Source organism: Salinicola sp. RZ23 (genome assembly GCF_003206675.1).
Classification (GTDB): domain Bacteria; phylum Pseudomonadota; class Gammaproteobacteria; order Pseudomonadales; family Halomonadaceae; genus Salinicola; species Salinicola endophyticus.
Genome location: NZ_PZJK01000009.1, coordinates 218003 through 240447, shown reverse-complemented (window position 1 = coordinate 240447; position 22445 = coordinate 218003). Strand labels below are relative to the sequence as shown.

23 protein-coding genes and 1 tRNA gene are annotated in these 22445 nt (G+C 65.3%); 13 read left to right on the top strand and 11 right to left on the bottom strand.

Annotated elements, in window-relative coordinates; translation table 11 throughout:
* Nucleotides 1-250: 250 nt before the first annotated feature.
* The 7 genes from aroQ to purH all read left to right on the top strand — a co-directional run bounded on the left by aroQ (nucleotide 251) and on the right by purH (nucleotide 6847).
* Nucleotides 251-694: a type II 3-dehydroquinate dehydratase gene (gene aroQ, locus DOM67_RS10375; RefSeq protein ID WP_110675556.1), complete on the top strand. Its 444-nt coding sequence runs from the start codon at nucleotides 251-253 to the stop codon at nucleotides 692-694.
* A gap of 105 nt (nucleotides 695-799) precedes the next feature.
* The gene (gene accB, locus DOM67_RS10370; protein ID WP_110675555.1) at nucleotides 800-1267 is read left to right on the top strand and encodes an acetyl-CoA carboxylase biotin carboxyl carrier protein; all 468 of its coding nucleotides are present in this window, start codon (nucleotides 800-802) and stop codon (nucleotides 1265-1267) included.
* 21 nt (nucleotides 1268-1288) lie between these two features.
* Complete coding sequence (accC, locus tag DOM67_RS10365; RefSeq protein ID WP_110675554.1) at nucleotides 1289-2632, top strand: acetyl-CoA carboxylase biotin carboxylase subunit; 1344 nt, start codon at nucleotides 1289-1291, stop codon at nucleotides 2630-2632.
* Nucleotides 2633-2742: 110 nt separating this feature from the next.
* Nucleotides 2743-3645 (top strand): 50S ribosomal protein L11 methyltransferase, encoded by a 903-nt coding sequence (prmA, locus tag DOM67_RS10360; RefSeq protein WP_110675553.1) that lies wholly within the window; start codon nucleotides 2743-2745, stop codon nucleotides 3643-3645.
* A 157-nt stretch (nucleotides 3646-3802) separates the two neighbouring features.
* On the top strand, nucleotides 3803-4834 hold the full coding sequence (gene dusB, locus DOM67_RS10355; protein WP_110675552.1) for a tRNA dihydrouridine synthase DusB: 1032 nt from the start codon (nucleotides 3803-3805) through the stop codon (nucleotides 4832-4834).
* The gene (gene fis / locus DOM67_RS10350) at nucleotides 4831-5139 is read left to right on the top strand and encodes a DNA-binding transcriptional regulator Fis (RefSeq protein ID WP_110675551.1); all 309 of its coding nucleotides are present in this window, start codon (nucleotides 4831-4833) and stop codon (nucleotides 5137-5139) included. The genes dusB and fis overlap by 4 nt, the downstream gene beginning before the upstream one ends.
* Nucleotides 5140-5242: 103 nt before the next feature.
* A complete protein-coding gene (gene purH, locus DOM67_RS10345) occupies nucleotides 5243-6847 on the top strand; it encodes a bifunctional phosphoribosylaminoimidazolecarboxamide formyltransferase/IMP cyclohydrolase (RefSeq protein ID WP_110675550.1) in 1605 nt (534 codons plus the stop codon).
* 108 nt (nucleotides 6848-6955) lie between these two features.
* Here purH and DOM67_RS10340 read toward each other — a convergent pair whose 3' ends face one another.
* The 5 genes from DOM67_RS10340 to DOM67_RS10320 form a co-directional block, all read right to left on the bottom strand.
* Nucleotides 6956-8419, bottom strand: coding sequence for an NAD-dependent succinate-semialdehyde dehydrogenase (locus DOM67_RS10340; RefSeq protein ID WP_110675549.1), 1464 nt, complete (start codon nucleotides 8417-8419; stop codon nucleotides 6956-6958).
* Between the two features lie 215 nt (nucleotides 8420-8634).
* Nucleotides 8635-9090 (bottom strand): hypothetical protein, encoded by a 456-nt coding sequence (locus DOM67_RS19810; RefSeq protein ID WP_157958841.1) that lies wholly within the window; start codon nucleotides 9088-9090, stop codon nucleotides 8635-8637.
* Nucleotides 9091-9106: 16 nt separating this feature from the next.
* Nucleotides 9107-9664, bottom strand: a complete 558-nt coding sequence (folE, locus tag DOM67_RS10330; protein ID WP_106418160.1) for a GTP cyclohydrolase I FolE — start codon at nucleotides 9662-9664, stop codon at nucleotides 9107-9109.
* A gap of 182 nt (nucleotides 9665-9846) precedes the next feature.
* Complete coding sequence (locus DOM67_RS10325; RefSeq protein ID WP_110675547.1) at nucleotides 9847-10833, bottom strand: serine/threonine protein kinase; 987 nt, start codon at nucleotides 10831-10833, stop codon at nucleotides 9847-9849.
* 40 nt (nucleotides 10834-10873) lie between these two features.
* Nucleotides 10874-11620 carry a ComF family protein gene (locus tag DOM67_RS10320; RefSeq protein WP_198651780.1) on the bottom strand — a complete coding sequence of 249 codons (747 nt, stop codon included), beginning with the start codon at nucleotides 11618-11620 and terminating at the stop codon, nucleotides 10874-10876.
* Between the two features lie 280 nt (nucleotides 11621-11900).
* On the opposite strand from DOM67_RS10320, the gene DOM67_RS10315 reads away from it, so the two are divergent.
* Both DOM67_RS10315 and DOM67_RS10310 read left to right on the top strand, forming a co-directional pair.
* The gene (locus DOM67_RS10315; protein ID WP_110675546.1) at nucleotides 11901-12185 is read left to right on the top strand and encodes a hypothetical protein; all 285 of its coding nucleotides are present in this window, start codon (nucleotides 11901-11903) and stop codon (nucleotides 12183-12185) included.
* Between the two features lie 767 nt (nucleotides 12186-12952).
* Nucleotides 12953-13564 carry a hypothetical protein gene (locus tag DOM67_RS10310; protein WP_188115175.1) on the top strand — a complete coding sequence of 204 codons (612 nt, stop codon included), beginning with the start codon at nucleotides 12953-12955 and terminating at the stop codon, nucleotides 13562-13564.
* Between the two features lie 198 nt (nucleotides 13565-13762).
* Here DOM67_RS10310 and DOM67_RS10305 read toward each other — a convergent pair.
* Nucleotides 13763-13847 (bottom strand) — tRNA-Leu (locus DOM67_RS10305).
* Between the two features lie 436 nt (nucleotides 13848-14283).
* Nucleotides 14284-14628, bottom strand: coding sequence for a hypothetical protein (locus DOM67_RS10300; protein WP_157958839.1), 345 nt, complete (start codon nucleotides 14626-14628; stop codon nucleotides 14284-14286).
* Between the two features lie 1116 nt (nucleotides 14629-15744).
* On the opposite strand from DOM67_RS10300, the gene DOM67_RS10295 reads away from it, so the two are divergent.
* The 3 genes from DOM67_RS10295 to DOM67_RS10285 all read left to right on the top strand — a co-directional run bounded on the left by DOM67_RS10295 (nucleotide 15745) and on the right by DOM67_RS10285 (nucleotide 18086).
* Nucleotides 15745-16527 carry an amino acid ABC transporter substrate-binding protein gene (locus DOM67_RS10295; protein ID WP_232825204.1) on the top strand — a complete coding sequence of 261 codons (783 nt, stop codon included), beginning with the start codon at nucleotides 15745-15747 and terminating at the stop codon, nucleotides 16525-16527.
* 141 nt (nucleotides 16528-16668) lie between these two features.
* Nucleotides 16669-17343, top strand: coding sequence for an amino acid ABC transporter permease (locus DOM67_RS10290; protein WP_110675542.1), 675 nt, complete (start codon nucleotides 16669-16671; stop codon nucleotides 17341-17343).
* Nucleotides 17340-18086, top strand: a complete 747-nt coding sequence (locus DOM67_RS10285) for an amino acid ABC transporter ATP-binding protein (protein ID WP_110675541.1) — start codon at nucleotides 17340-17342, stop codon at nucleotides 18084-18086. The genes DOM67_RS10290 and DOM67_RS10285 overlap by 4 nt, the downstream gene beginning before the upstream one ends.
* A 15-nt stretch (nucleotides 18087-18101) precedes the next feature.
* Here DOM67_RS10285 and DOM67_RS10280 read toward each other — a convergent pair whose 3' ends face one another.
* Both DOM67_RS10280 and DOM67_RS10275 read right to left on the bottom strand, forming a co-directional pair.
* Nucleotides 18102-19589, bottom strand: a complete 1488-nt coding sequence (locus DOM67_RS10280) for a sodium:solute symporter family protein (protein WP_110675540.1) — start codon at nucleotides 19587-19589, stop codon at nucleotides 18102-18104.
* Complete coding sequence (locus tag DOM67_RS10275) at nucleotides 19582-19815, bottom strand: hypothetical protein (protein ID WP_110675539.1); 234 nt, start codon at nucleotides 19813-19815, stop codon at nucleotides 19582-19584. The genes DOM67_RS10280 and DOM67_RS10275 overlap by 8 nt, the downstream gene beginning before the upstream one ends.
* A 210-nt stretch (nucleotides 19816-20025) precedes the next feature.
* Between DOM67_RS10275 and DOM67_RS10270 the strand changes: the two genes are divergently transcribed.
* The gene (locus DOM67_RS10270) at nucleotides 20026-20841 is read left to right on the top strand and encodes a DUF1206 domain-containing protein (protein WP_110675538.1); all 816 of its coding nucleotides are present in this window, start codon (nucleotides 20026-20028) and stop codon (nucleotides 20839-20841) included.
* Nucleotides 20842-21021: 180 nt separating this feature from the next.
* Here DOM67_RS10270 and DOM67_RS10265 read toward each other — a convergent pair whose 3' ends face one another.
* Nucleotides 21022-21633, bottom strand: a complete 612-nt coding sequence (locus DOM67_RS10265) for a HupE/UreJ family protein (protein WP_110675537.1) — start codon at nucleotides 21631-21633, stop codon at nucleotides 21022-21024.
* Nucleotides 21634-21712: 79 nt separating this feature from the next.
* Nucleotides 21713-22375, bottom strand: coding sequence for an urease accessory protein UreG (ureG, locus tag DOM67_RS10260; RefSeq protein WP_110675536.1), 663 nt, complete (start codon nucleotides 22373-22375; stop codon nucleotides 21713-21715).
* Nucleotides 22376-22445: the final 70 nt, after the last annotated feature.

The window sequence follows — 22445 nt, the reverse complement described above, 5'->3', positions numbered from 1 at the left end:
TTGTCGTGCAAAACCTGAGAAGCCCGCCCGGGTGCGAGCCCAAGCCCCCGGATATAGCCCGCGGATATAGCCCGCGGAACACGCCCCCGACGGGCGGTTAGCGAACGTCGTTCGCGTCTCAGGCTAGACACCCTAAGCTTTTTTCGGCAAACTCCTGCAGCAGCGTAAATGAGTCTCTCGTGCTGCCATCTTGCATGAAAGTGACGTCATCTCAGCGAAGTACGACAGGGTTAACAGCGCAAGGACAGGCATGGCTAGACTACTGGTTCTCAACGGCCCCAATCTCAACCTGCTGGGTACCCGCGAGCCCGAGGTCTACGGGACCACGACCCTCGACGATATCCACGTGATGCTGACCCAGCGCGCGCTGTCCGCCGGGCACCAGCTCGAGTGGCTGCAGTCCAACGCCGAGCACGAGCTGGTCGAACGTGTTCACCGTGCCCGCGAGGAGCGGATCGATTTCATCCTGCTCAATCCGGCCGCCTTCACGCATACCAGCGTGGCGCTGCGCGATGCCCTCACCGGCGTCGCCATTCCGTTCATCGAGCTGCACCTGTCGAACGTGCACGCGCGCGAGCCGTTCCGCGCCCACTCCTACTTCACCGACGTCGCGCGCGGCGTCATTGCCGGTTTCGGCGCCGACAGCTACAGCCTGGCGCTGGACGCGGCCATGGCTCAACTGGCGCGCGACTGAACGCCATGCGTTGGCGCGGGCACGCCGGTTTCCGGGTGGTTTTCCGCTAGCCACCCTAGGCCATCATCACCACTTCTTTCATTATCACGGAGCCAAGACATCGCCATGGATATCCGCAAAGTCAAGAAACTCATCGAACTGCTCGAAGAGTCCAACATCAGCGAAATCGAGATCCAGGAAGGGGAAGAGTCGGTGCGTATCAGCCGTCACCCCCACGGTTTCGGTGCCGCTCAGCAGCCGATGATGATGCCCCAGTCGATGCACTACGCACCGCAGCATGCGCCCGAGCCGAGCGCTCCGGCCGCCGACCCGGCCGAACCGGCACCGGTCCAGCCGCTGGGCCACGCGGTCACCTCGCCGATGGTCGGCACCTTCTACCGCTCGCCGGCCCCGGGCGCCAAGGCGTTCGTGGAAACCGGGCAGAGCGTCAAGAAAGGCGATACCGTGTGCATCGTCGAAGCGATGAAAATGATGAACCAGATCGAAGCCGACAAAGACGGCGTGGTCGAGGCAATCCTGGTCGAGGATGGCGAGCCGGTCGAGTTCGACCAGCCGATGATCATCATCAACTAAGGCGACACGGGCGAAACCATCATGTTGGACAAGGTACTCATCGCCAACCGAGGCGAGATTGCGCTGCGCGTCCTGCGCGCGTGCAAGGAGCTGGGGATCAAGACCGTGGCGGTCCACTCCAAGGCCGACCGCGACCTGATGCACGTGCGGCTGGCGGACGAAGCGGTCTGTATCGGCCCGGCGTCGTCCGCGCAGTCCTATCTCAATATCCCGGCACTGATCAGTGCCGCCGAAGTCACCGACTCGACGGCGATCCACCCCGGTTACGGCTTCCTCTCCGAGAACGCCAACTTTGCCGAGCAGGTCGAGCGCTCGGGCTTCGTGTTCGTCGGTCCGCGCGCCGAGACCATTCGCCTGATGGGCGACAAGGTCAGCGCGATCAACGCCATGAAGGAGGCCGGCGTGCCCACGGTGCCCGGCTCCGACGGCCCGCTGCCGGAGGATGGCGAGGAGATCCGCCGGATCGCCGCGCGCATCGGCTACCCGGTGATCATCAAGGCCGCGGCCGGCGGCGGTGGCCGCGGCATGCGCGTGGTGCGCAACGACGACGAAGTGGCCAAGGCGGTCAGCGTGACCCGGGCCGAGGCGGCCGCGGCGTTCGGTGACGGCACCGTCTACATGGAGAAGTTCCTGGAGAATCCGCGTCACGTGGAAGTCCAGGTGATCGCCGACGGCCAGGGCAACGCTATCCACCTTTATGATCGCGACTGCTCGCTGCAGCGGCGCCACCAGAAGGTGCTGGAGGAGGCCCCCGCGCCGCACCTCGACCCCGAAGCGCGCGCCCAGGTGCTCAAGGCGTGTACCGACGCCTGTATCGAGATCAACTACCGCGGCGCAGGGACTTTCGAGTTCCTCTACGAGAATGGCCAGTTCTTCTTCATCGAGATGAACACCCGCGTCCAGGTGGAGCATCCGGTCACCGAGATGGTCACCGGGGTGGATATCGTCAAGGAGCAGCTGCGCATCGCCAGCGGCCTGCCCCTGTCGATCCGCCAGGAGGAGGTCCAGCTCAACGGTCACGCCTTCGAGTGCCGCATCAACGCCGAGGATTCGCGCACCTTCATGCCCTCGCCCGGCAAGATCAATCTCTACCACCCACCGGGTGGCCTGGGCGTGCGCATGGACTCGCACATCTACACCGGCTACACCGTGCCGCCCCACTACGACTCGCTGATCGGCAAGCTGATCACCTGGGGAGCGGATCGCGAGATCGCCCTGGTGCGCATGCGCAATGCGCTCGACGAGCTGCTGGTGGAGGGGATCAAGACCAACACCGACCTGCAGAAGGATCTGGTGCGTGACAGCGCCTTCCAGAAAGGTGGGGTCAACATCCACTACCTCGAGAAGAAGCTCGGCCTGAGCTGATTCGCAGCGCGTCACGACGGGGCGGTCATGCTCTGGGGATCTGTCGACAGCCCTCGAGATGACCGCCCCGTCTGCGTTCGCCCCCACCGACGAGACCAAGGAGTGCCGCCATGGCGTGGCTACAACTCAAGGCCCATATCGCCCCCGAACAGGCCGAGTGGCTCGAGGAGCTGCTGCTGGCCGAGGGCGCCAGCGCGATCACCCTGCAGGATGCCCACGACGACCCGGTCTTCGAGCCCGACAGCGGCACCACACCGCTGTGGCAGGAGACGGTCCTGACCGGCCTCTACGACGATCTCGAGGGGGTCGAGACGATGATCGAGCGGGTCCAGCGGGCCTGGGCTGAACAGGCGCCGGAAGACCCCGCGCCACAGATCGAGTACGAACTGCTCGCCGACCGTGACTGGGAGCGTGAGTGGATGGACGGCTTCGAGCCGCTGCGCATGGGCGAGCGGCTGTGGATCGTGCCCAGCTGGCACGCCGCCCCCGACCCCCAGGCGGTCAATCTGCTGCTCGACCCGGGCCTCGCCTTCGGCACCGGGACCCACCCCACCACCGCGCTGTGTCTCGGCTGGCTCGACGCCCAGCCCTTAAACGCCGTGCAGGTGCTCGATTACGGCTGCGGCTCGGGCATTCTCGCCATCGCCGCCCTCAAGCTGGGGGCGGATACCGCGGTCGGCGTGGATATCGACCCCCAGGCGCTGCAGGCCAGCCGCGACAACGCCGAGCGCAATCAGCTCGATGACAGCCGCCTGCTGCTGGAGTATCCGGAGCGTCTCGGCCAGGGCCGTTTCGAGGTCGTCGTAGCCAATATCCTCGCCGGCCCGCTGATCGAGCTCGCCGCCGAGATCGCTGGCCGCGTCGCGCCCGGCGGGCGCCTGGCGCTCTCCGGCATCCTTGCCGCCCAGGCAGAGAGCGTGCTCGACGCCTACCGCGACCAGGGCCTGCGCATGGCGCCACCGCAGGAGAAAGAGGGCTGGGTGCTGCTGAGCGGCGAGCGCCCCTCCGCCTGAGCCGCAGCGGCGGTGCCCAGGCACCGCCGCCCGCGTGGCTGCCCCTGTCCGGGGCGTTTGCAAGCCGTTTCTCCCCGGGGGTGCGGCCAAACAGCGCTTCAACAAAGCCGGGGCGCCCGGTATCATAGCTTCCCGTTTTCCCCGAGCCTCTGTAACGATGCGTGAAGCCGTGTCCGCGCAGCCCGAGCGTGAGTTGCCCCGCATCGGCTGCCACACACTGCCCAACCGGGTCATCCTGGCGCCCATGGCCGGCGTCACCGATCGCCCCTTCCGCCAGCTCTGTCGCGAGCTCGGCGCGGGCCTGGTGGTGTCGGAGATGGTGACCTCGGACAGCCGGCTCTGGCACACCCGCAAGTCGCGTCAACGCCTGATCCACCGTGGCGAACCCGGCACGCGTTCGGTCCAGATCGCCGGTGGCGATCCGCAGATGCTGGCCGAGGCCGCGCGCATGAACGCCGCCGCCGGGGCCGAGATCATCGATATCAACATGGGTTGCCCGGCGAAGAAGGTGTGCAACAAGGCCGCCGGTTCGGCCCTGCTGCGTGACGAGCGCCTGGTCGACGACATTCTCACCGCGGTGGTCGCCGCGGTCGAGATTCCGGTGACCCTCAAGATCCGCACCGGCTGGTGCGAGCAGACCCGGAATGCGCTACGCGTCGCGCGCCTCGCCGAGAACGCCGGCATCGCCGCCCTGGCAGTCCACGGGCGGACCCGCGAGCAGCGTTACAGCGGCAGCGCCGAGTACGACACCATTGCCGCGATCAAGCAGCAGGTATCGATCCCGGTGTTCGCCAACGGCGATATCACCACGCCGCAACGGGCCGCCGAGGTGCTCGCCCATACCGGCGCCGATGCGGTGATGATCGGCCGTGGCGCCCAGGGTAACCCGTGGCTGTTTCGCGAGATCGAGCACTACCTGCGCACCGGCCGCGAGCACCCGGCGCCCAGCCTCGAGGAGATCGAGGACACCATGCGCCGACATCTGACGGCACTGCACGCCCACTACGGCGACTATCTCGGGGTGCGCGTGGCGCGCAAGCATATCGGCTGGTACCTCGCTTCCCGCGACCCCCGGCGTGAGCACCGCGCGCGTTTCAACCGGCTCGAGCAGAGCGCGGAGCAGTTCGCTTTTCTTCATGAACTCTTTCGTGGCGACACCGCGATCGACAACGGAATTCACGCAGCATGAACAGTCGGCAGCCTCTGGACCTCGACGGCAATTCGCCGCTGGAGGTCGAATCCCTTCATATGGCCGAGCAGAGCTCTCAAGTCACCCTGCGTGAGTGCGTCGAGCAGGTGATGGAGCGCTACTTCACCCATCTCGAGGGCGAATCGGTGTCGCATCTCTACACCATGGTGCTGGCCGAGGTGGAGGCGCCGCTGCTCGACGTCGTGATGCGCCATGTCGAAGGCAACCAGACCCGCGCTGCCGAGCTGCTGGGCCTCAATCGAGGCACCCTGCGCAAGAAGCTCAAGCAGTACGACCTGATCTGATTCTCCCCCTCGCCTCGCCCATGCGGGGCACCACCGAACGCCCGCCGCTCGGACTCTCAACTCCTCCAGCGCGCGTTCGATCGACCGACAAGAGTGGATTGGCATGTCTCAAAACTCCGCATCCTCCTCCCGCCCCGTCAGCCGCGCCCTGCTCAGCGTCTCCGACAAGACCGGTATCGTCGACTTCGCTCGAGAGCTCGTCGGCCGTGGCGTCGAGCTGCTGTCCACCGGCGGCACCTACCGCCTGCTCCAGGAGAACGATGTCGCGGTGACCGAGGTCTCCGCACACACCGGTTTCCCCGAGATCATGGACGGTCGCGTCAAGACGCTGCATCCCAAGATCCACGGCGGCATCCTCGGCCGTCGCGGCGAGGACGATGCGGTGATGGCCGAGCACGACATCGCGCCGATCGACCTGGTGGTGGTCAATCTCTACCCATTCGAGCGCACCGTCGCCAACCCCGACTGCAGCCTCGCCGACGCGGTCGAGAACATCGACATCGGCGGCCCGACCATGGTCCGCGCCTGCGCCAAGAACCATGTCCACACCACCATCGTGGTGGATGCCGACGACTACGGCCGGGTGCTCAAGGACATGGCCAGTCATGACGGGGCAGTGAGCCAGGCGACCCGCTTCGATCTGGCGATCAAGGCATTCGAGCATACCGCCGCCTACGACGCCGCCATCGCCAACTACTTCGGCCAGCGGGTGGGCAGCGGTGAGCCCGACTTCCCGCGCACGCTGTCACTGCAGTTCAGCAAGAAGCAGGGCATGCGCTACGGCGAGAACCCGCACCAGAAGGCGGCCTTCTATGTTGAACGGGGCCAGGTCGAGCCGGAGGCCAGCATCGCCACCGCCAACCAGCTCCAGGGCAAGGCGCTGTCGTTCAACAACGTCGCCGACACCGACGCCGCGCTGGAGTGCGTGAAATCGTTCACCAAGCCCGCCTGCGTGATCGTCAAGCACGCCAACCCGTGCGGCGTGTCGGTGGTGCCCGAGGCCGAGGGCGGTATTCTCAAAGCCTACGAATTGGCCTTCGCCACCGACAGCGAGTCGGCCTTCGGCGGCATCATCGCCTTCAACCGCGAGCTGGACGGCGAGACCGCCGCGGCGATCGTCGCGCGCCAGTTCGTCGAGGTGATCATCGCCCCGACGATCTCCGCCGCGGCGCGTGAAGCGGTCGCCAGCAAGGCCAACGTGCGCCTGCTGGCGTGCGGCGAGCTGCCGGCACGCAGCGGCGAGGGCTGGGATTACAAGCGCGTCAACGGCGGTCTGCTGGTGCAGAGCCGGGACACCGGCATGATCACCGCCGACGAGCTCAAGGTGGTGACCCGCCGCGCGCCCAGCGAGCGCGAACTGCATGATCTGGTGTTCGCCTGGAAGGTGGCCAAGTTCGTCAAGTCCAACGCCATCGTCTACGCCCGCGACCGTCAGACCGTGGGGGTCGGCGCCGGCCAGATGAGCCGCATCAACTCGGCCCGCATCGCCGGCATCAAGGCCGAGCACGCCGGCCTTCAGGTGGCCGGCTCGGTGATGGCTTCCGATGCCTTCTTCCCCTTCCGCGACGGCCTCGACAACGCCGCCGCTGCCGGTATCACCGCGGTCATCCAGCCCGGCGGTTCGATGCGTGACGACGAAGTGATCGCCGCCGCCAACGAAGCCGACATCGCGATGGTGTTCACGGGAATGCGCCACTTCCGCCACTGAGCGCCGCCGCGCCCCCAGGTAGCGCAAAAAAAGCCCACGACAGTCTCTGTCGTGGGCTTTTTCGATGCGGGGCGGCAGGGGTGGTAACTCAGCCGCCGCCCCAGGGCCTCAAGCCTGGCCTAGGTCGATGCACAGATACTTGACCTCGAGATACTCGTCGAGGCCGTACTTGGAGCCCTCGCGCCCCAGCCCGGACGCCTTGACGCCGCCGAAGGGCGCGCTGGCGTTGGAGATCAGCCCGGTGTTGATGCCGACCATGCCGTACTCGAGCGCTTCCGCCACCCGCCAGACGCGCCCCAGATCCCGCGAGTAGAAGTACGAGGCCAGACCGAACTGGGTGTCGTTGGCCAGCCGCACGGCCTCCTCCTCGGTCTCGAACGGGAACACCGCCGCCAGCGGGCCGAATGTCTCCTCGCTCGCCACCTTCATCTCCGGGGTGGCGTGGCTGATCAGGGTGGGCGAGAAGAAGCGCCCGCCAAGGGAGTGTTCGTGGCCACCGAGCAGCAGCTGGGCCCCCTTGTCGGTGGCATCCTTGACGTGCTCGCTCACCTTGGCCACCGCATCCTCATCGATCAGCGGCCCGATATTGACGCCATCCTGGAAACCGTCGCCGACCTTCAGTTCGCTGTTCATCGCCGCCGCGAGCTTCTCGCTGAAGGCGTTGATCACGCTCGACTGGACCAGGAAGCGGTTGGTACAGACGCAGGTCTGTCCGGCATTGCGGAACTTGGAGGCGATGGCGCCTTCGACCGCGGCGTCCAGATCGGCATCCTCGAACACCAGGAAGGGGGCGTTGCCGCCGAGCTCCAGCGAGATCTTCTGGATGTGCTGGGCGGCACCCGCCATCAGCGAACTGCCGACCTCGGTGGAGCCGGTGAAGGTGACCTTGCGCACCACCGGCGACTCGGTCATCGCCTTGGCGATCTCGCTGGCCTTGCCCGGCACCACGTTGAAGACACCCCGCGGCACCCCTGCCTGCTCGGCCAGCGCTGCCAGCGCGGTGGCGGAGAACGGCGTCTGACTGGCCGGCTTGATCACGATGGTGCAGCCGGCGGCGAGCGCCGCTGCGGCCTTGCGCGTGATCATCGAGGAGGGGAAGTTCCACGGCGTGATCGCCCCGACCACCCCCACCGGCTGCTTGGTCACCACGATACGCTGCTGGCTGCTGGCTGCCGGAATGGTATCGCCGTAAATGCGCCGCGCCTCTTCGGCGAACCAGCGCATGAAGCTCGCGGCATAGACGATCTCCCCTGCCGCTTCCTTGACCGGCTTGCCCTGCTCGGCGGTCATGATCGCGGCCAGCTCGTCCTTGTGCTCGAGCATCAGCTCGTACCACTTCATCAGGATGTCGGCGCGCTCCAGCGCCGTGTGCTGGCGCCAGCCCGGCAGCGCCGCTTCGGCGGCCTCGATCGCGCGCTCGGTCTCGGCGCGGCCGAGCCGTGGCATACGCCCCAGAATCTCGCCATTGGCGGGGTTGTCGACGTCGATCTGTTCACCGCTGTCGGCGGCCACCCAGTGGCCGTCGATATAGGCGTAGGGCCTGAACAGCGCGCTCTCTTTGACGGATTGCATGAGTCACTCCTTCCTTGATGTGCCTGCCGCCGGCCGCGCCGAACCCGCGCAGCCGACGGTGGTTGCCGGGGCGCCGCCGCTACTCGGGGCGGCGCGTCTGAAACGGGCAACGTGTCGGGGAAAAGGATGGCGCTTTCGGTGCGTTGGCGCCAGTGACAATCGGTCTTAGGGGGCTGCGGCTCAAGACGCCGATGCACCAAAACCGCATCAGGCGCTCATACGACCCCCTGGGACCAGAGCGTCACGCCGACCGCGATCACCAGGGCGAGCGCCGCCACCGCCTGGCCGTTGAAGCGCTGCGGCGCGCGGTGGACGTGGCGCAGCCCCAGCCAGGCGAGAATCAGCGCGACCACCTCGACCACCGGTGCATAGCGTCCGGCACCGACGCCGGCACACGCCACCACGAAAGCCGCCAGCGCCCAGTGCGATAGCTGCTTGCGCTGCACCTTGCCGCTGGCATCACGGGTACTCCGCGCGGGCTTTTGCGCTTCGGGCCGATTGAACACGCGCACCGCGCGCCCGTCGACCACATCGAAGCGCACCGCCAGGCCCGCCGCGGGCAGGCCGCGTCCGCGCCACTGACCGAACTCGAAAGTGTAGCGCTGGCCATCCTCGGCCACGATCTCGCCGCGCTGGGTGTCGTCATCGAAGGCGTGCAGCTGGCCATCCATGCGTCGCGCTCCTGGGTCAGCGGCCGTTGACCAGCATCAGGAACTCCTGACGCGTGGTCTGGTTCTTGCGGAAGCTGCCGAGCATCACCGAAGTCTTCATGCACGAGTTCTGCTTCTCGACCCCGCGCATCATCATGCACATGTGCTGGGCCTCGACCACCACGCCGACGCCGCGGGCACCGGTCACCTGCATCACCGCTTCGGCGATCTCGCGGGTGAGGTTCTCCTGGATCTGCAGTCGCCGCGCATACATGTCGACGATGCGCGCGAACTTGGACAGCCCCAGCACCCGGCCCTGGGGCAGGTAGGCGATATGGCACTTGCCGATGAACGGCAATACGTGGTGCTCGCACATCGAGTACATCTCGATGTCCTTGACCAGCACCATTTCGTCGGTGTCGGAGGCGAACACGGCGCCGTTGACCAGTTCTTCCAGAGACTGATGGTAACCCTGGGTCAGAAACTGCATCGCTTTGGCGGCCCGCTGCGGCGTGTTGCGCAGCCCCTCGCGCTGGGGGTCCTCCCCCAGGTGCTCGAGAATACCGCGAAAATGGCCTGCCAATTGCTCTGTCATGATGCTGCCTTGATCCTGTCGCTTGCGGGCGCTGGCGCCAACTACCGCACACGGGCGCCGCGCTGATGGGAAGAGGAAGACGCAGGCCACGAAAGCCGACGCATGATGAAAGGGGATTCTAGCGAAACTCGCCTCTGCGCTCTATCGCCAGCGCGCGCCGGCCATGTCCGCGCCCGCCGCCCTCAGGCCAGCCAGCGTGGCGAGTCCAGCGCTACCCGCTGCTGCTCCAGGGTGCGGATGTGCTGATCCCAGTAGCCACTGTCGGCCACGTAGGGGAAAGCACGCGGGAACGCCGGATCCTGCCAGCGGTTGGCCAGCCAGGCGCTATGGCGTACCAGGCGCAGCGTGCGCAGCGCTTCGATCCACTCGAGCTGGCGCCGATCGAAGTCGAGCGACTCCTCGTAGCCCTCGATCACCTCGGAGAGCTGCATCTGCCACTCCTCCGGCGACTGCGCGGTGAGCAGCATCCACAGATCCTGCACCGCCGGCGCCATGGCACAGTCATCGAAGTCGACCAGGGCAAAGTGGTCGTCGCGGCCGAGCATGTTGCCCAGATGGCAGTCACCGTGAACGCGCTGCAGGGCCTGGTGCGGCCAGGCATGCTCGGCGAGCAGCGTCAGCAGGGCGTCGGTCACGCGGGTGTAGGCACTCTGCTGTCGCGCGCTCATCCAGGGTGCGGCGAGCACGCGCTCACGGCTCTCCTCGACCAGCCGCAGCGGCTCGAAGACCGGCCGATGCTGGAAAGCGTGACGCCGGCCGATGGCATGCACCTGCCCGATCAACTGGCCCAGGGCGAAAAGATGGGCGGGGTTGTCGAGCTCCGGCGCCTGCCCCGGCACATGGGCGAACAGCGCAAAGCGGAAGCCCTCCGCCTCGAACAGCGTCTCCCCCTGGGCGTTCTGCCATGGCGCCCCGATCGCGACCTCGGCGGCGGCGAGCTCGCCCAGAAAGGCGTGCTCTTCGAGAATCTGCGCCGTGCTCAAGCGCTCGGGGCGGTAGAACTTGGCGACCCAGCGCTGGCGCTCGTCGTCGCTCAAGGCATAGACCCGATTCTCGTAGCTGTTGAGCGCAAACGGCTCGCCCGGCAACCAAAAGCCCTGGGATTCGACCGCCTCGACCACACGCTGGGGGGTCAGGGTCTCGAACGGATGCGGCGATGCGGCACTCATGGCTTACCTCGACAGACGAAGGCTATGGCGGCGCATGCTATCAGATTCGGTCCGGCGGCGTACGTGCCAGCGCCACCACCCCGATGTGGCGGGCACCGGCACGGCGGCAGGCCAGGGCCAGCGCGTCCAGTGTGGCGCCGGTGGTCATGACGTCATCCAGCAGCAGCACCGACTCGGGCAGCGGCCCCTCGATCCCGAAGGCGTCCTTGACGTTGCGCCGGCGCGCGGCGCGGTCGAGCCCGCGCTGGCTCGACGAGTCACGCTGGCGTAGCGCCGCCAGCCGCGGTAGTTGCCAGCGCTCGGCAAGCGCGTCCCCCAACCAGGCGACCGGATCGAAACCCCGCTCGCGGGTGCGTGCCCAGGAGCCGGGAACGCCGATCAGTCGTTCGCCACACGGCGCGGTATCACCCAAAGCGTGAATCAGCAGCTCCACCAGCAGCGTTCCGGCGCGTGGATCGGCGGAGAACTTGAAGCGCTGCACCAGTCTCACCAACGGCTCTTCGTAGCGCAGCGGCACCCAGGCCGCATCGAATGCCGGCGGGCGCCTCAGGCAGCGCCCGCAGACGTCTCCACCGCCCAGCGTCGCCATGGGCTCGGCGCAGCGACGACAAGCCACGCCATTCCGGGGCAGTTCAGCGTCGCAATCATCGCACCAGGGGAGATCACCCGAGAGGCGGCCATAGCAGAATGCACAGTAACCGGGCAACGCTCGGCGTAACCCGCGCTCGAGCAGCCAGCGCAGATTGCCGGCAGCGATCGCCCGGCACAGCGTGTGACGCCTGAACATGCTTCTCTGACTCATCTCTTGCCTCTCTGTCTTACTCCTCTCTCTTCCCTCTTCCCTGCCCTCTCCTGGCGTTCGACACTCCGGTACGCTGACGCTTTCCCTCCCAAGAGATCGGCGGTCAGCACGGCGGCTTGAGCGCCGTCGTTCCGCCCTTGCCAACCTCGGCTACACTGAGGTCGATCCGCCGACATCCCGGCGAGTGGGACTTGTCACGGCCGCGGGGACAAGGGCGCCCTCCCTTCGCCCTTGTCCCCGCACCTGACTCCAGGAGGCGTTCGCGATGACACTGACCAGACAGGAAGCCGCGCAGCTGCTGGAAGCCGGATTGAAGCCGTACCGCGTGCGCACCTCTTTCAAAGAGGCACCGCCCCATGTCAGCGTCAGGGTGAATCATGATCGTGGCGCCTTCGTGCGCACCCTTCCCATAGGTATCTGCAGCAATCGTCGCGCGCTGATTCGACGCATCGACCTGTTGCGCTCCGAAGCGGAGAATCGCTTTGGCATCCCCTGCGCAAGATGGCCACAGGGCGATGAGATCAAGGCAGAAAAGCGCATTCATCTGTAGCGAGGCTTTCCCGTCGTGGGCGACGGCCTGAGCGGTCTCATCGTGCCTCGAGGCGTAGCCGGCGCACCTGCGACCCCGCCCCGTACAACCTCGTCAGGCGCAGATTGCCGGTGGCCTGACTCCCCAGCCCAGCATGGGCTCGAACATCCTCGCTCTACCCCGCAGTCGCCCAACTTCACTGACACCCTGGCGCCATCATTGACTGCCCTTCGAGATAGGAACTTCGATCAGACGCCGAAAGACTCTTCCTTTTGCGTGCAGAGGACAAGGCACCGCTTCTAGCGCGACATTGCCCTGATAAAAGCATATCTACACAACCACCATATAAAATAAGTCTAATTAAAAAATACCCAAAAATCACACCCCAAAAACCCGACCACCCCTCACCCATGATTTTCTTTACCAGGCAAGATGAAAAACCCATAACCGCTTAAAAAATGGGTTTTTTACAGTTCAAATGTCAGGGTATACGCACCAAAAAACCAAAAAAAATATAACCGCGACGATTGCCAAAGGCAGAATAAAACCCAAATAATTAAGAATTATCTAAAGTAAATATTAGCTTTGATCAGCAAAGAAAAATTCATTGATAATCATCACAACGCAAAGGAGGATCGCGCCGATTGCACGCCCATCAGAAAGCGACAATGGCGGGATCATTGCGGATCACCGATCCCATATCACCGTCCATCATTCCTGGGGGCTATACGAAGAACATGTCACTCTACGAGCGTTTTCAGAGCCGGATGTCGGCCGTCGACAAGCTTGTGAACATGTACAGAGAGCTGTGCAGCGCGCGCGGCATTCTGCCTCGCGGACGCCTGGACGAGGCACACAGTGACCTGCTCTGGTTACCGCGCTCGGCGGTGGCCTTCTCGCTGGCGGCCATGGACGCCTACGTCAACGAAGTCGTCACCGACAAGCTGGGTGATTACCGCGCCTGCGTGTCGCTCTACGTGCCGATGAAGAACGTGCTCGAGCAGCCGACCCATCCCATGTGTCCCCGCCTGTGCATGCCCCACCAACTCACCAGCGACAGGCGCCACGGCACGCGACACTGGGTCGACCCCTCCCAGCCCAGCGGCCGCACGTCGCTCTCGTTCAAGTCACCGGATGAGTTGATCGCCGCCTATCGCCTGCTGGGGCACGCCGATATCATCGAGTCGATCGCCGCCATCTGGCCGGGGCCCGCCTGCACCCCCGCCGATATCAAGCAGAAATTGAACGTGCTGATACAGCGACGCAATCAGATCACCTACGAAGGCGACCGCGACCCTGAAGGGCATATACGACAGATCCATCCGCACTATGCGACCCGCTGCAAATCGTTCATCGAGAACGTGGTGATACGGCTACATCGTGTCGCCTACGAGTCTTAGCTTAACGCGCCGGGGAGGAGGTTGGGGTAGATAGATCGCGCACCGGCCTCTTCCTGGGAACCACGGTAGACGGATGAGCGTTTCAGAGCCCGCGAAGCAGTGGACCACATGGAGAGTGCGCCACAATCGGGTCACTCGGAAAATCAGATCACTCAACCGAGGAGGGCATCGAAGGCCGAAAAGCCTTGTGAATCAAGCTGGTGCGGATGGGGAGACTCGAACTCCCACGCCTTGCGGCACTAGAACCTAAATCTAGCGTGTCTACCAATTCCACCACATCCGCCGGATGAAGAGCGCGCTCATTTTACGGACGAGCGCACCAAAGTCAATTCGCTACACGGCGCCATGCGGAGCCCGGTGCCGAGCGCGGCTAGCCATGGGCAGCACAAGAACGGGGGAGGCAGCGCAGAGATGGCATCATTGGCGACACAAAAATAGAGGGTCCGCGTACGAACCCCCTAATCGGTGACGGCTTCCTGCCGAATGCCATGGCGTCCTGCCAAACCTCCCTGTGCCGGCCGCATCCTGCGGCCTCGCTTCCTGACGTCGCCTCCCTGACAACACGCACACTGTGGACCCCTCAGGGATCAGATAATTTGATACAGGTGAAGAAGTGGCAAAGTAATTGTATCCGTATGTATCCAAACACTCTTGGCGTGGCGGCGTCAGGCCACAAAAAAGCGCCCCGTAGGGCGCTTTTGGGAGACGCTGCTCGCCTGTCACTGGGACTTCTGCGCCGCTGCTGCAGCGTCGCTCTGACCCTGAGCGTTGATCGAGTCGAGATCTTCGGCATCCTTGATATCGGTCTTGCCGTCGGTCTCTTCTTGCATGGCATCGATGGAGTCGTCGGTCGACGCGCTGTGACCGCTCTCATCCATGCCTTTTTGCTCGCTTTCGCCGCTCATCATGTCCTGCTGCGACTCAGTCACGCCGTCACCCTTGCTGAGCGGCTCCTGATTGGCCTGCTCAGCTTGCTTCATCGCGGCGCTGTCGGCATACACCATACCTGCGCCGCCGAGCAGCATGAGAGCGGTGGCGGTTACGACTGCAATACCTTTTTTCATGGCAAGTCCCTTGTCTCTTTGGTTGACAGACACGCCGCGCCTTCGGCGGGGGTGTTCCAACAGCATAGCGCAAATTGCGCCTTTTGCCCGCCCCGCGAGGTCGTGCAAGCCACGCCTGCCCTCACCTTACCTCTCCGGGGGCAAGGTGAGGCGCTGGCGTGCCGTGGCAACGGATGGACCTGCGTCGTGACCGTCGAACAGCCTCACGCGAACCCAGCGGTATTGCCAGAGCGCTGTCGCGGGGTAGACGCCCGCGGGCCTCTCGACAAGACATGCAGCGGCCCAGTCAATCAAAGAGACAGGGGCGAGAAGTACGCAGGAAGAAGAGGGGTCGCGCCAAAAATACGAAAGGCGAGCCCGGAGGCCCGCCTTTATAGGTCCGCCTGCGCCGGGGACTTCCTGTCCTGAGGAGGGTCATCCTGACCCCTGCCGGCGTGCGGTGCTGTGCAATCAAGCCACAAGATCACTTTCCTGGTGTCATGTAGCCATACGATCTTCCATGATCGTAGCCAAGATTCACCTATCGTCCCTAGACTTCATCCTTGAAGCCGGTGAATCGACCAACGAATGCAAAGTTATACAAAACCTTTCTCTAGGTCAAGCACCCGCCCAACATGACCGATGCCAGGCACCACCGGCAGGCCGATGGCAGGTGCAGAATAAACAGGAAAGGAGACGATGGAAGGACATCGACTCCCCGAAAGCAGGATACGCTCCAGCCCGTCTGCCGGGGCTGCGAGAGCAACGCCGATAGCGCCCAGAACGCGACTCGCTCTCGACTCTCAACGGTACCTGAGCCTATCGGCCCGTTCCCTGGCCATGCCGCTAACCAGCGCATCGCGCAAGTCCATTGGTCACGTCCCTGCGGCAGCCTTCACGAAGAGAATCGAGCCGATGTTAGATCAATACATTACAAACAACAAAGGCTCGTACAAAATATTCCAACCTCTAGGGCTCATCGGCGAGCCCAGCGACGGCGACGAGGCCATAGCCCCAAACAAAATGGCATATAAAATTTTTCTCTTATTCCGGGAAAAAATTTTGCGCTATGCTACGTCCACTCACGGCAGCGCGGCCATATCCCGCGCCGGCCCTATCGACGAGGAGATTCCCCGCATGGCTCGATACTCATACTCTCTGGCTGGCCGCATGCTCCGCGGCGGCGCCCTGGCGCTGAGCCTGGGACTGGCCTCACTGAGCGGCATGGCGCATGCCGACACCCTGCGCGTCGGTATGTCCGGCGGCTACTATCCGTTCACCTTCGTCGACCATGACGTGCTCAAGGGCTTCGAAGTCGACCTGATGAACGCCATCGGCGAAGAGACCGGCGACGACATCGATTTCGTCACCGCCAGCTTCTCCGGGCTTGCCGGGATGCTCGACTCCGGGCGTATCGACACCATCGCCAACCAGATCACCATCACTCCCGAGCGCGAGAAGAAGTACCTGTTCAGCACGCCCTACGTCTATGACGGCGCCCAGGTCGTGGTGCGCAAGGGCAACGACGCCATCCACGGTGTCGAAGATCTGAAGGGCAAGACCGTTGCGGTCAACCTCGGCTCCAACTACGAGGCACTGCTCGAGGAGCTGCCCTACGCCGACCAGATCGACATCAAGACCTACGACTCCAACATCGAGCAGGACGTCGCCCTCGGCCGTGCCGACGCCTTCGTCATGGATCGTGTCAGCGCGACCCAGGTGATCAAGGACAAGCCGTTGCCGCTCGAGCTCGCCGGTCAGCCCTTCTCGCAGATCCAGAACGCCTACCCGTTCCGTGACGACGAGGCCGGCGCTGCCCTGCGCGATCGCGTCAACGCCGCACTGGCCAAGCTGCGCGACAGCGGCAAGCTGAAAGCGATCTCCGAGAAGTGGTTCGGTACCGATATCACCCAACCCTGATATTCTGATCCCACGCCGCCCTCGAGTCGTGCCCTGCGTCCTACACGCAGGGCTGCGCCGGGGCGACACGGCCCATGACGCTTGCCGGCTTCATGGGCCTTTCTGTTATCCACGGCCGCGCTGCGCGGCGTAGTGACCTCCATGCATGCACTCAATGTCGACTATATGCTGGGCCTGGTGCCCATCCTTCTGAGCTATCTACCGTTGACCCTGGGCATGGCCGCCGCGGGCATGCTGTGCGCCCTGGTCCTGGCCTCGCTGCTGGCGGTAATCCGGGTGACCGAGTTGCCCGGGTTCAACGCCTTCGCCATGCTGTTCATCTCGTTCTTCCGCGGCACGCCGCTGCTGGTGCAGTTGTTTCTGTTCTATTACGGTCTGCCCCAGGTGCTCACCTTCCTGGTCTCGATCAACGGCATCACCGCCACCATTCTCGGCCTGACCCTGCACTTCTCGGCCTACATGGCGGAGTCGATCCGCGCCGCCATCGTCGGGATCGACCGTAGTCAGACCGAGGCCGCGCTCTCGGTAGGCATGACCCAGGGCCAGTTGATGCGGCGTATCGTGCTGCCCCAGGCGACCCGCGTCGCCACGCCGACGCTGATGAACTACTTCATCGACATGATCAAGTCGACCTCGCTCGCCTTCACGCTGGGCGTCACCGAGCTGATGGGGGCGACCCAGAAGGAAGCCGCCAGCAGCTTCCTCTACTTCGAAGCCTTTCTGGTCGTCGCCGTGATCTACTGGGTCGTGGTGGAAGCCCTGTCGTGGGTACAGAAATGGCTGGAACAACGACTCAATCGGGCCTATCAGCGATGATCGAACTCAAGGGTTTGCGCAAGCAGTTCGGCGACCAGGTGGTCTTCGACGCCATAGACCTCCAGCTCTCGCGGGGGGAGATCATCGTCGTGGTCGGCCCTTCCGGTACCGGCAAGTCGACCCTGCTGCGCTGCATCAACTTCCTCGAGCGCCCCGATGCCGGCCAGCTCACCGTGGGCGATCTCCAGGTCGATGTCACCCGCGCCACCCAGGCGCAGATTCTCGCCCTGCGCCGGCGCACCGCCTTCGTGTTCCAGAACTATGCGCTGTTCGCCAACAAGACCGCACTGGAGAACATCGCCGAAGGCATGATCGTGGTCGACCGCCTCTCCAAGCGCGAGGCGCATGCCCGGGCGCGCAAGATCCTCGAGCGCATCGGCCTGGCCGACAAGGCCGATGCCTATCCGGCCTCGCTCTCCGGGGGGCAGCAGCAGCGTGTCGGTATCGGCCGAGCGATGGCGGCCAACGCCGAGGTGATCCTGTTCGACGAGCCGACCTCCGCCCTCGACCCGCAGTGGGTCGAGGAGGTACTGGGACTGATGAAACAGCTCGCGGCGGAGCACCAGACCATGATCGTGGTGACCCACGAGATGCAGTTCGCCCGCGACGTCGCCGACCGCGTGGTATTCATGGACGAGGGCCGAATCATCGAACAGGCACCGCCGGCGACACTCTTCAGCCAGCCACGCGATGAACGCACCCAGCGCTTCCTGAAGAAGATTCTCGCCGCCAATCCGGCCTGACCCCACCCGCGCCAGTCAGGCGCGGGAGCGACCCGGGGCGCTGATGGCGAAGAAGCGCTCGACCACGTCATCGCGCACCGGCCGGGTGAGCAGCGACACGCCCACGAACAATGGCAGGTTGACCAGCAGCCCCCAGAAGCCGGCATGCACGCCGAGGGGGTTGCGCCAGATCAGGGTGAAAGCGAGGGTCACGCAGAAACCGGCGACGATACCGGCGATCACCCCGGCGGTGGAGGCCCGGGTCCACACGAACATGCCGATGAAGGCTGGCAGCACCTGGGTGGCGAAGCCGAGCCCCACCAGCAGGATCATCACCAGGTTGCTCGGCTCACTGATCGCCACCGGGGCGACGATCAGCGCCATGATCGGGACCAGCAGCCGCCGTGCCAGTCGCGCCGTGGCGATATCGTCCAGCCGCCACAGCGGCTGGGCGATATCGCGCGCATAGGCCATGGCCACCGAGTGCAGAAACGGCTCGCATGAGGACATCGCCGCGGCCAGGGTGCCCGCCCCCAGCAGCCCCACCAGCCAGACCGGAAGGTGGCCGAGGGCGTAGCTCAAGGCCACGGTATCGGCGCGTTCGAGCTGCGGCAGCGCGAGGATGCCGATGAAGCCCACCACCACCATCGGCAGCACCACGATGTAGTAGGTCGGCAGCCAGGTCGCGCTGCGCCGGATGGTGTCGGCCGAGCGGGCGCTCATCCACTGACTCCATACCGGCGGCATGAACGACAGCATCGAGACGATGATCGAGGTGGTCCAGAAGGCGAAGCTCATGTCACCGCCCGCCCCCGGCAAGGTCAGGAAGTCGGGACGCTCCGCCTGCAGACGCGCGAAGATGGCGCCGAAGCCCAGCTCGCCGCTGGCGGTATGGGCCGACCACAGCCCCACGCTCCACGCCACCACCAGCATCAGCACACCCTGAAAGGCGTTGGTCAGACCGATGGCGTGCTGCCCACTGACGTAGAGATAGAGCGCCATCGCCGCCAGGATCAGAATCACCCCTGCCCAGACCGGAATGCGCCCGCCGCTCATCACCGCCAGGATGTAGGCCGAGCCCATGGTCTGCAGCACCGCATAGGCCAGCGAGCCGATCGACATCACCAGCGCCGCCAGGCCACCCAGCAGCGGACTCTGATAACGGTCGGCGATGGCCGCCCCCTGGGTGACGTGGCCGAAGCGCCGGCCGAACTCCCACACCCGCGGACCGCAGTACCAGGCCACCAGCGCCAGATAGGAGAGATAGATCACCACGTAGAAGACCGCGACGCCCTTGCTGTAGGCCCAACCGGGCGCGCCCATGAAGGTGTAGGCGCTGATGCTGCCGGCGGCGATCAGCAGATAGAGGGTCACCGTCCCCATGCTGCGTCCGGCGACGCCCCACTCCTCCAGGCTGTCCATGACGCGACCGCGGCGCGCGCCCAGGCCGATCACCAGCGCCACCGCGACATAGCTCAGGGTGATCCACAGCGGGGCCAGACTGCTCGTCGACAGGCTAGTCATCCCCGCGTGCCCTCCGCGCCAGCCAGCGGTTGCCCAGCAGCATGGCGATCCAGCAGCCGGCCACGATCGCATAGGCCCATAGCGCCAGCCACGGCAGCCCGAACGCCAGCCGCGCCCGATTGACCCCGGCCACCACCGGCCACAGGCCCATCATGATCAGGCCCAGGAACAGCAGCAACAGACCCCAGCCCGCCGCCGAGCGCGGGCGTACCACGAAATGCTTCATCGATGTTCCCACAGTGTTTCACGAGTTTTCACGGCCCCATGCGGCGGCCAGCGACAGGATAACGTATCGCACCGGGGAGCGCGGCAGGGCCCTGTCGATGGCCGGCACGGTGATGAAGAGGACGCGAGCGTAGCGCGCCCGGTGCGATGAATCGGCGCCTAATCCGGCGAACTGCTAGGCTGCAGAGATCATTCGCGTTCAAGGACCTCCATGCCGCAACGACGCTCTCGACTCCGTGACGGGCTGCGCTTCAGCGCGTCCGCCGGCTATACCGCCAAGGGCCTGATCTATATCGCGGTGGGCTGGCTCGCCCTGCTCACCACCATCGGCCTGGGCGGCAGCGAGAGCGGCACCAGCGAGGTGATCCGCAAGATCGCGCTATGGCCCTTCGGCAGCGTGCTGCTGGTGCTGCTCGGCCTGGGTCTGGTCTCCTACGTGGCCTGGCGCCTGGGGCAGGCGATCTGGGACACCGAGCACAAGGGTAACGACTGGAAGGGCTGGCTGCAGCGGCTGGGATTCGCCCTCAGCGCCGGGCTCTACGCCACCCTGGCGTGGCAGTGCGCGACCCTGCTGATGCACAGCGTGGCGAGCTCTTCGCAGGAGGATAACCGCCGCCGCACCGAGTGGCTGCTGGGCGTCCCCGGCGGGCGCTGGCTGCTGCTGGCGGTGGGGTTGGGCTTCGTCGCAGTCGGCGTGCATCAGCTCGTGCGCGCCTGGCGCCGCGCCTACCGCAAGAACTGGCATCTCGACCAGCGCCCCAACCCGCCGCTGCCGCTGCTCGAGGGCATTGCCAGACTCGGGCTGGCCGCCCGTGGGGTGACCTTCATCCTGATCGGCGGCCTGCTCGGTCTGGCTGCCTGGCAGCTCTCGCCCAGCCAGACCCAGGGGCTGGGCGGCGCCCTCGACCTGCTGGCCCACCAGCCCTACGGCGACTTCCTGCTGGGCGGTGTCGCCTGCGGGCTGATCGCCTACGGCGGCTACTGCTTCATCAATGCGGGCTATCGCCGCGTGCGTCATCCCCGCTGACCTGAACACGCCAGCATGACAAAGGCCGCGGATGCGGCCTGGAAGGATCGACACAGCGCGCCGGCGCCGCGACCGCCGTCACGGCACCGAGCTGCCTGCTGGGCGATGCAGCCCAGCAGGGAGCCAAGATACGCAGCCGATACCGAAAGGGAGGCCGAGAGAGATACCGCGCCGGCACCCTCAGCTCAGCATCAGCGCCCCGCCGGCCGCAGCGATGGCGGCACCGATACCGCGCAGCCAGCGGCTGTCACGCTGGGCCAGCCAGGCACCGGCATGGCGCCCGACCAGGGTGATCGCCACGCTGGTGACCACGAAGCCCAGCGCATAGAGCAGCGCCGAGGCGCCGGGGGCCAGCTCGCTGCCGTGGGCATGGCCGTGCAGCAGGATGAACGCGAACACCAGCGTGCCACCCACCGCGCTGGGCAGCTTGACCAGCGTCGCCAACAGCACACCCGCCAGCAGCACGCTGGAGGCGATGCCGAACTCCACGCCCAGCAGCGGCACCCCGGCCCAGGCCAGACCGGCACCACACACCATACCCAGGGCGATCAATGCAGGCATCGCCCGGCGCAGCGTGGGCGCCTGACGGCAGCTCCACAGCCCGATCGCCAGCATCGCCAGCAGATGATCGAGACCGGTCAGCGGGTGCATCAGCCCGGCCAGGAAGCTGCCACCGTGGGTATGCGGCAGATGCCCCGGATGGGCATAGGCCACCGAGGCCAACAGCAGTGCCAGCGGGGCACCGAGCCAGGCCAGATAGCGCGCCGCGCGACGAGAGGGTTGAGCTTGCATGGGTCACTCCTTGTGGATGGTGGGTGATGGGTAGTGGCTTGGGTGTGAAGGCGTCGACATCAGCGTGAACAGGGCCGATTCACTCGGCGCACAGCAGCGCCTGGTCGGGCCGCGCCCGCTGCGCCTCACCGCGGCGCTCCGGCAGCATGCCGCGGTCGAGAATGAAGCGCACGATGGTCTCGACGCCGACGCCGTCATAGAGATTGGCGAACACGAAGGGGCGCGGGCCACGCATCATCTTGGCGTCACGCTCCATGACCTCGAGCGAAGCGTGCACGCGCTCGGCGATATCGATCTTGTTGATGATCAGCAGATCCGACTTGGTGATCCCCGGCCCGCCCTTGCGCGGGATCTTGTCGCCGGCGGAGACATCGATCACATAGAGGGTCAGATCGGAGAGTTCGGGGCTGAAGGTGGCGGCGAGGTTGTCGCCCCCCGACTCCACCAGCACCAGCTCCAGCGTCGGATGCCGCGCATGGAGATCGTCGATCGCCGCCAGGTTCATCGAGGCGTCTTCGCGGATCGCGGTATGCGGGCAGCCGCCGGTCTCGACACCGATGATGCGGTCGGCGTCGAGGGCGTCATGGCGCAGCAGGAAGTCGGCGTCCTCACGGGTATAAATGTCGTTGGTGACCACCGCAATATCGTAGTGCTCGCGCAGTGCCAGGCAGAGCTGCTTGAGCAGTGCGGTCTTGCCGGACCCGACCGGGCCCCCGACGCCAACTCGCAGACAGTGTTGCATATCCCTCTCTCCTTTCGTCTTCGCGCCGCCCCATCCCGCCACGGCGCGGCGTACCTATTCCGGATGAAAC

Bases quoted from the DNA above. Each gene is read 5' to 3' on its own strand.
- fis (WP_110675551.1), top strand. From the start codon at position 4,831: ATGAACAGTCGGCAGCCTCTGGACCTCGACGGCAATTCGCCGCTGGAG.
- DOM67_RS10275 (WP_110675539.1), bottom strand. From the start codon at position 19,815: ATGAAGCATTTCGTGGTACGCCCGCGCTCGGCGGCGGGCTGGGGTCTG.
- DOM67_RS10285 (WP_110675541.1), top strand. From the start codon at position 17,340: ATGATCGAACTCAAGGGTTTGCGCAAGCAGTTCGGCGACCAGGTGGTC.
- DOM67_RS10325 (WP_110675547.1), bottom strand. From the start codon at position 10,833: ATGAGTGCCGCATCGCCGCATCCGTTCGAGACCCTGACCCCCCAGCGT.
- DOM67_RS10300 (WP_157958839.1), bottom strand. From the start codon at position 14,628: ATGAAAAAAGGTATTGCAGTCGTAACCGCCACCGCTCTCATGCTGCTC.
- accB (WP_110675555.1), top strand. From the start codon at position 800: ATGGATATCCGCAAAGTCAAGAAACTCATCGAACTGCTCGAAGAGTCC.
- aroQ (WP_110675556.1), top strand. From the start codon at position 251: ATGGCTAGACTACTGGTTCTCAACGGCCCCAATCTCAACCTGCTGGGT.
- ureG (WP_110675536.1), bottom strand. From the start codon at position 22,375: ATGCAACACTGTCTGCGAGTTGGCGTCGGGGGCCCGGTCGGGTCCGGC.
- DOM67_RS10340 (WP_110675549.1), bottom strand. From the start codon at position 8,419: ATGCAATCCGTCAAAGAGAGCGCGCTGTTCAGGCCCTACGCCTATATC.
- dusB (WP_110675552.1), top strand. From the start codon at position 3,803: ATGCGTGAAGCCGTGTCCGCGCAGCCCGAGCGTGAGTTGCCCCGCATC.
- DOM67_RS10320 (WP_198651780.1), bottom strand. From the start codon at position 11,620: ATGTTCAGGCGTCACACGCTGTGCCGGGCGATCGCTGCCGGCAATCTG.
- DOM67_RS10280 (WP_110675540.1), bottom strand. From the start codon at position 19,589: ATGACTAGCCTGTCGACGAGCAGTCTGGCCCCGCTGTGGATCACCCTG.
- DOM67_RS10295 (WP_232825204.1), top strand. From the start codon at position 15,745: ATGGCTCGATACTCATACTCTCTGGCTGGCCGCATGCTCCGCGGCGGC.
- DOM67_RS19810 (WP_157958841.1), bottom strand. From the start codon at position 9,090: ATGGATGGCCAGCTGCACGCCTTCGATGACGACACCCAGCGCGGCGAG.
- accC (WP_110675554.1), top strand. From the start codon at position 1,289: ATGTTGGACAAGGTACTCATCGCCAACCGAGGCGAGATTGCGCTGCGC.
- DOM67_RS10290 (WP_110675542.1), top strand. From the start codon at position 16,669: ATGCATGCACTCAATGTCGACTATATGCTGGGCCTGGTGCCCATCCTT.
- purH (WP_110675550.1), top strand. From the start codon at position 5,243: ATGTCTCAAAACTCCGCATCCTCCTCCCGCCCCGTCAGCCGCGCCCTG.
- prmA (WP_110675553.1), top strand. From the start codon at position 2,743: ATGGCGTGGCTACAACTCAAGGCCCATATCGCCCCCGAACAGGCCGAG.
- DOM67_RS10265 (WP_110675537.1), bottom strand. From the start codon at position 21,633: ATGCAAGCTCAACCCTCTCGTCGCGCGGCGCGCTATCTGGCCTGGCTC.
- DOM67_RS10315 (WP_110675546.1), top strand. From the start codon at position 11,901: ATGACACTGACCAGACAGGAAGCCGCGCAGCTGCTGGAAGCCGGATTG.
- DOM67_RS10270 (WP_110675538.1), top strand. From the start codon at position 20,026: ATGCCGCAACGACGCTCTCGACTCCGTGACGGGCTGCGCTTCAGCGCG.
- folE (WP_106418160.1), bottom strand. From the start codon at position 9,664: ATGACAGAGCAATTGGCAGGCCATTTTCGCGGTATTCTCGAGCACCTG.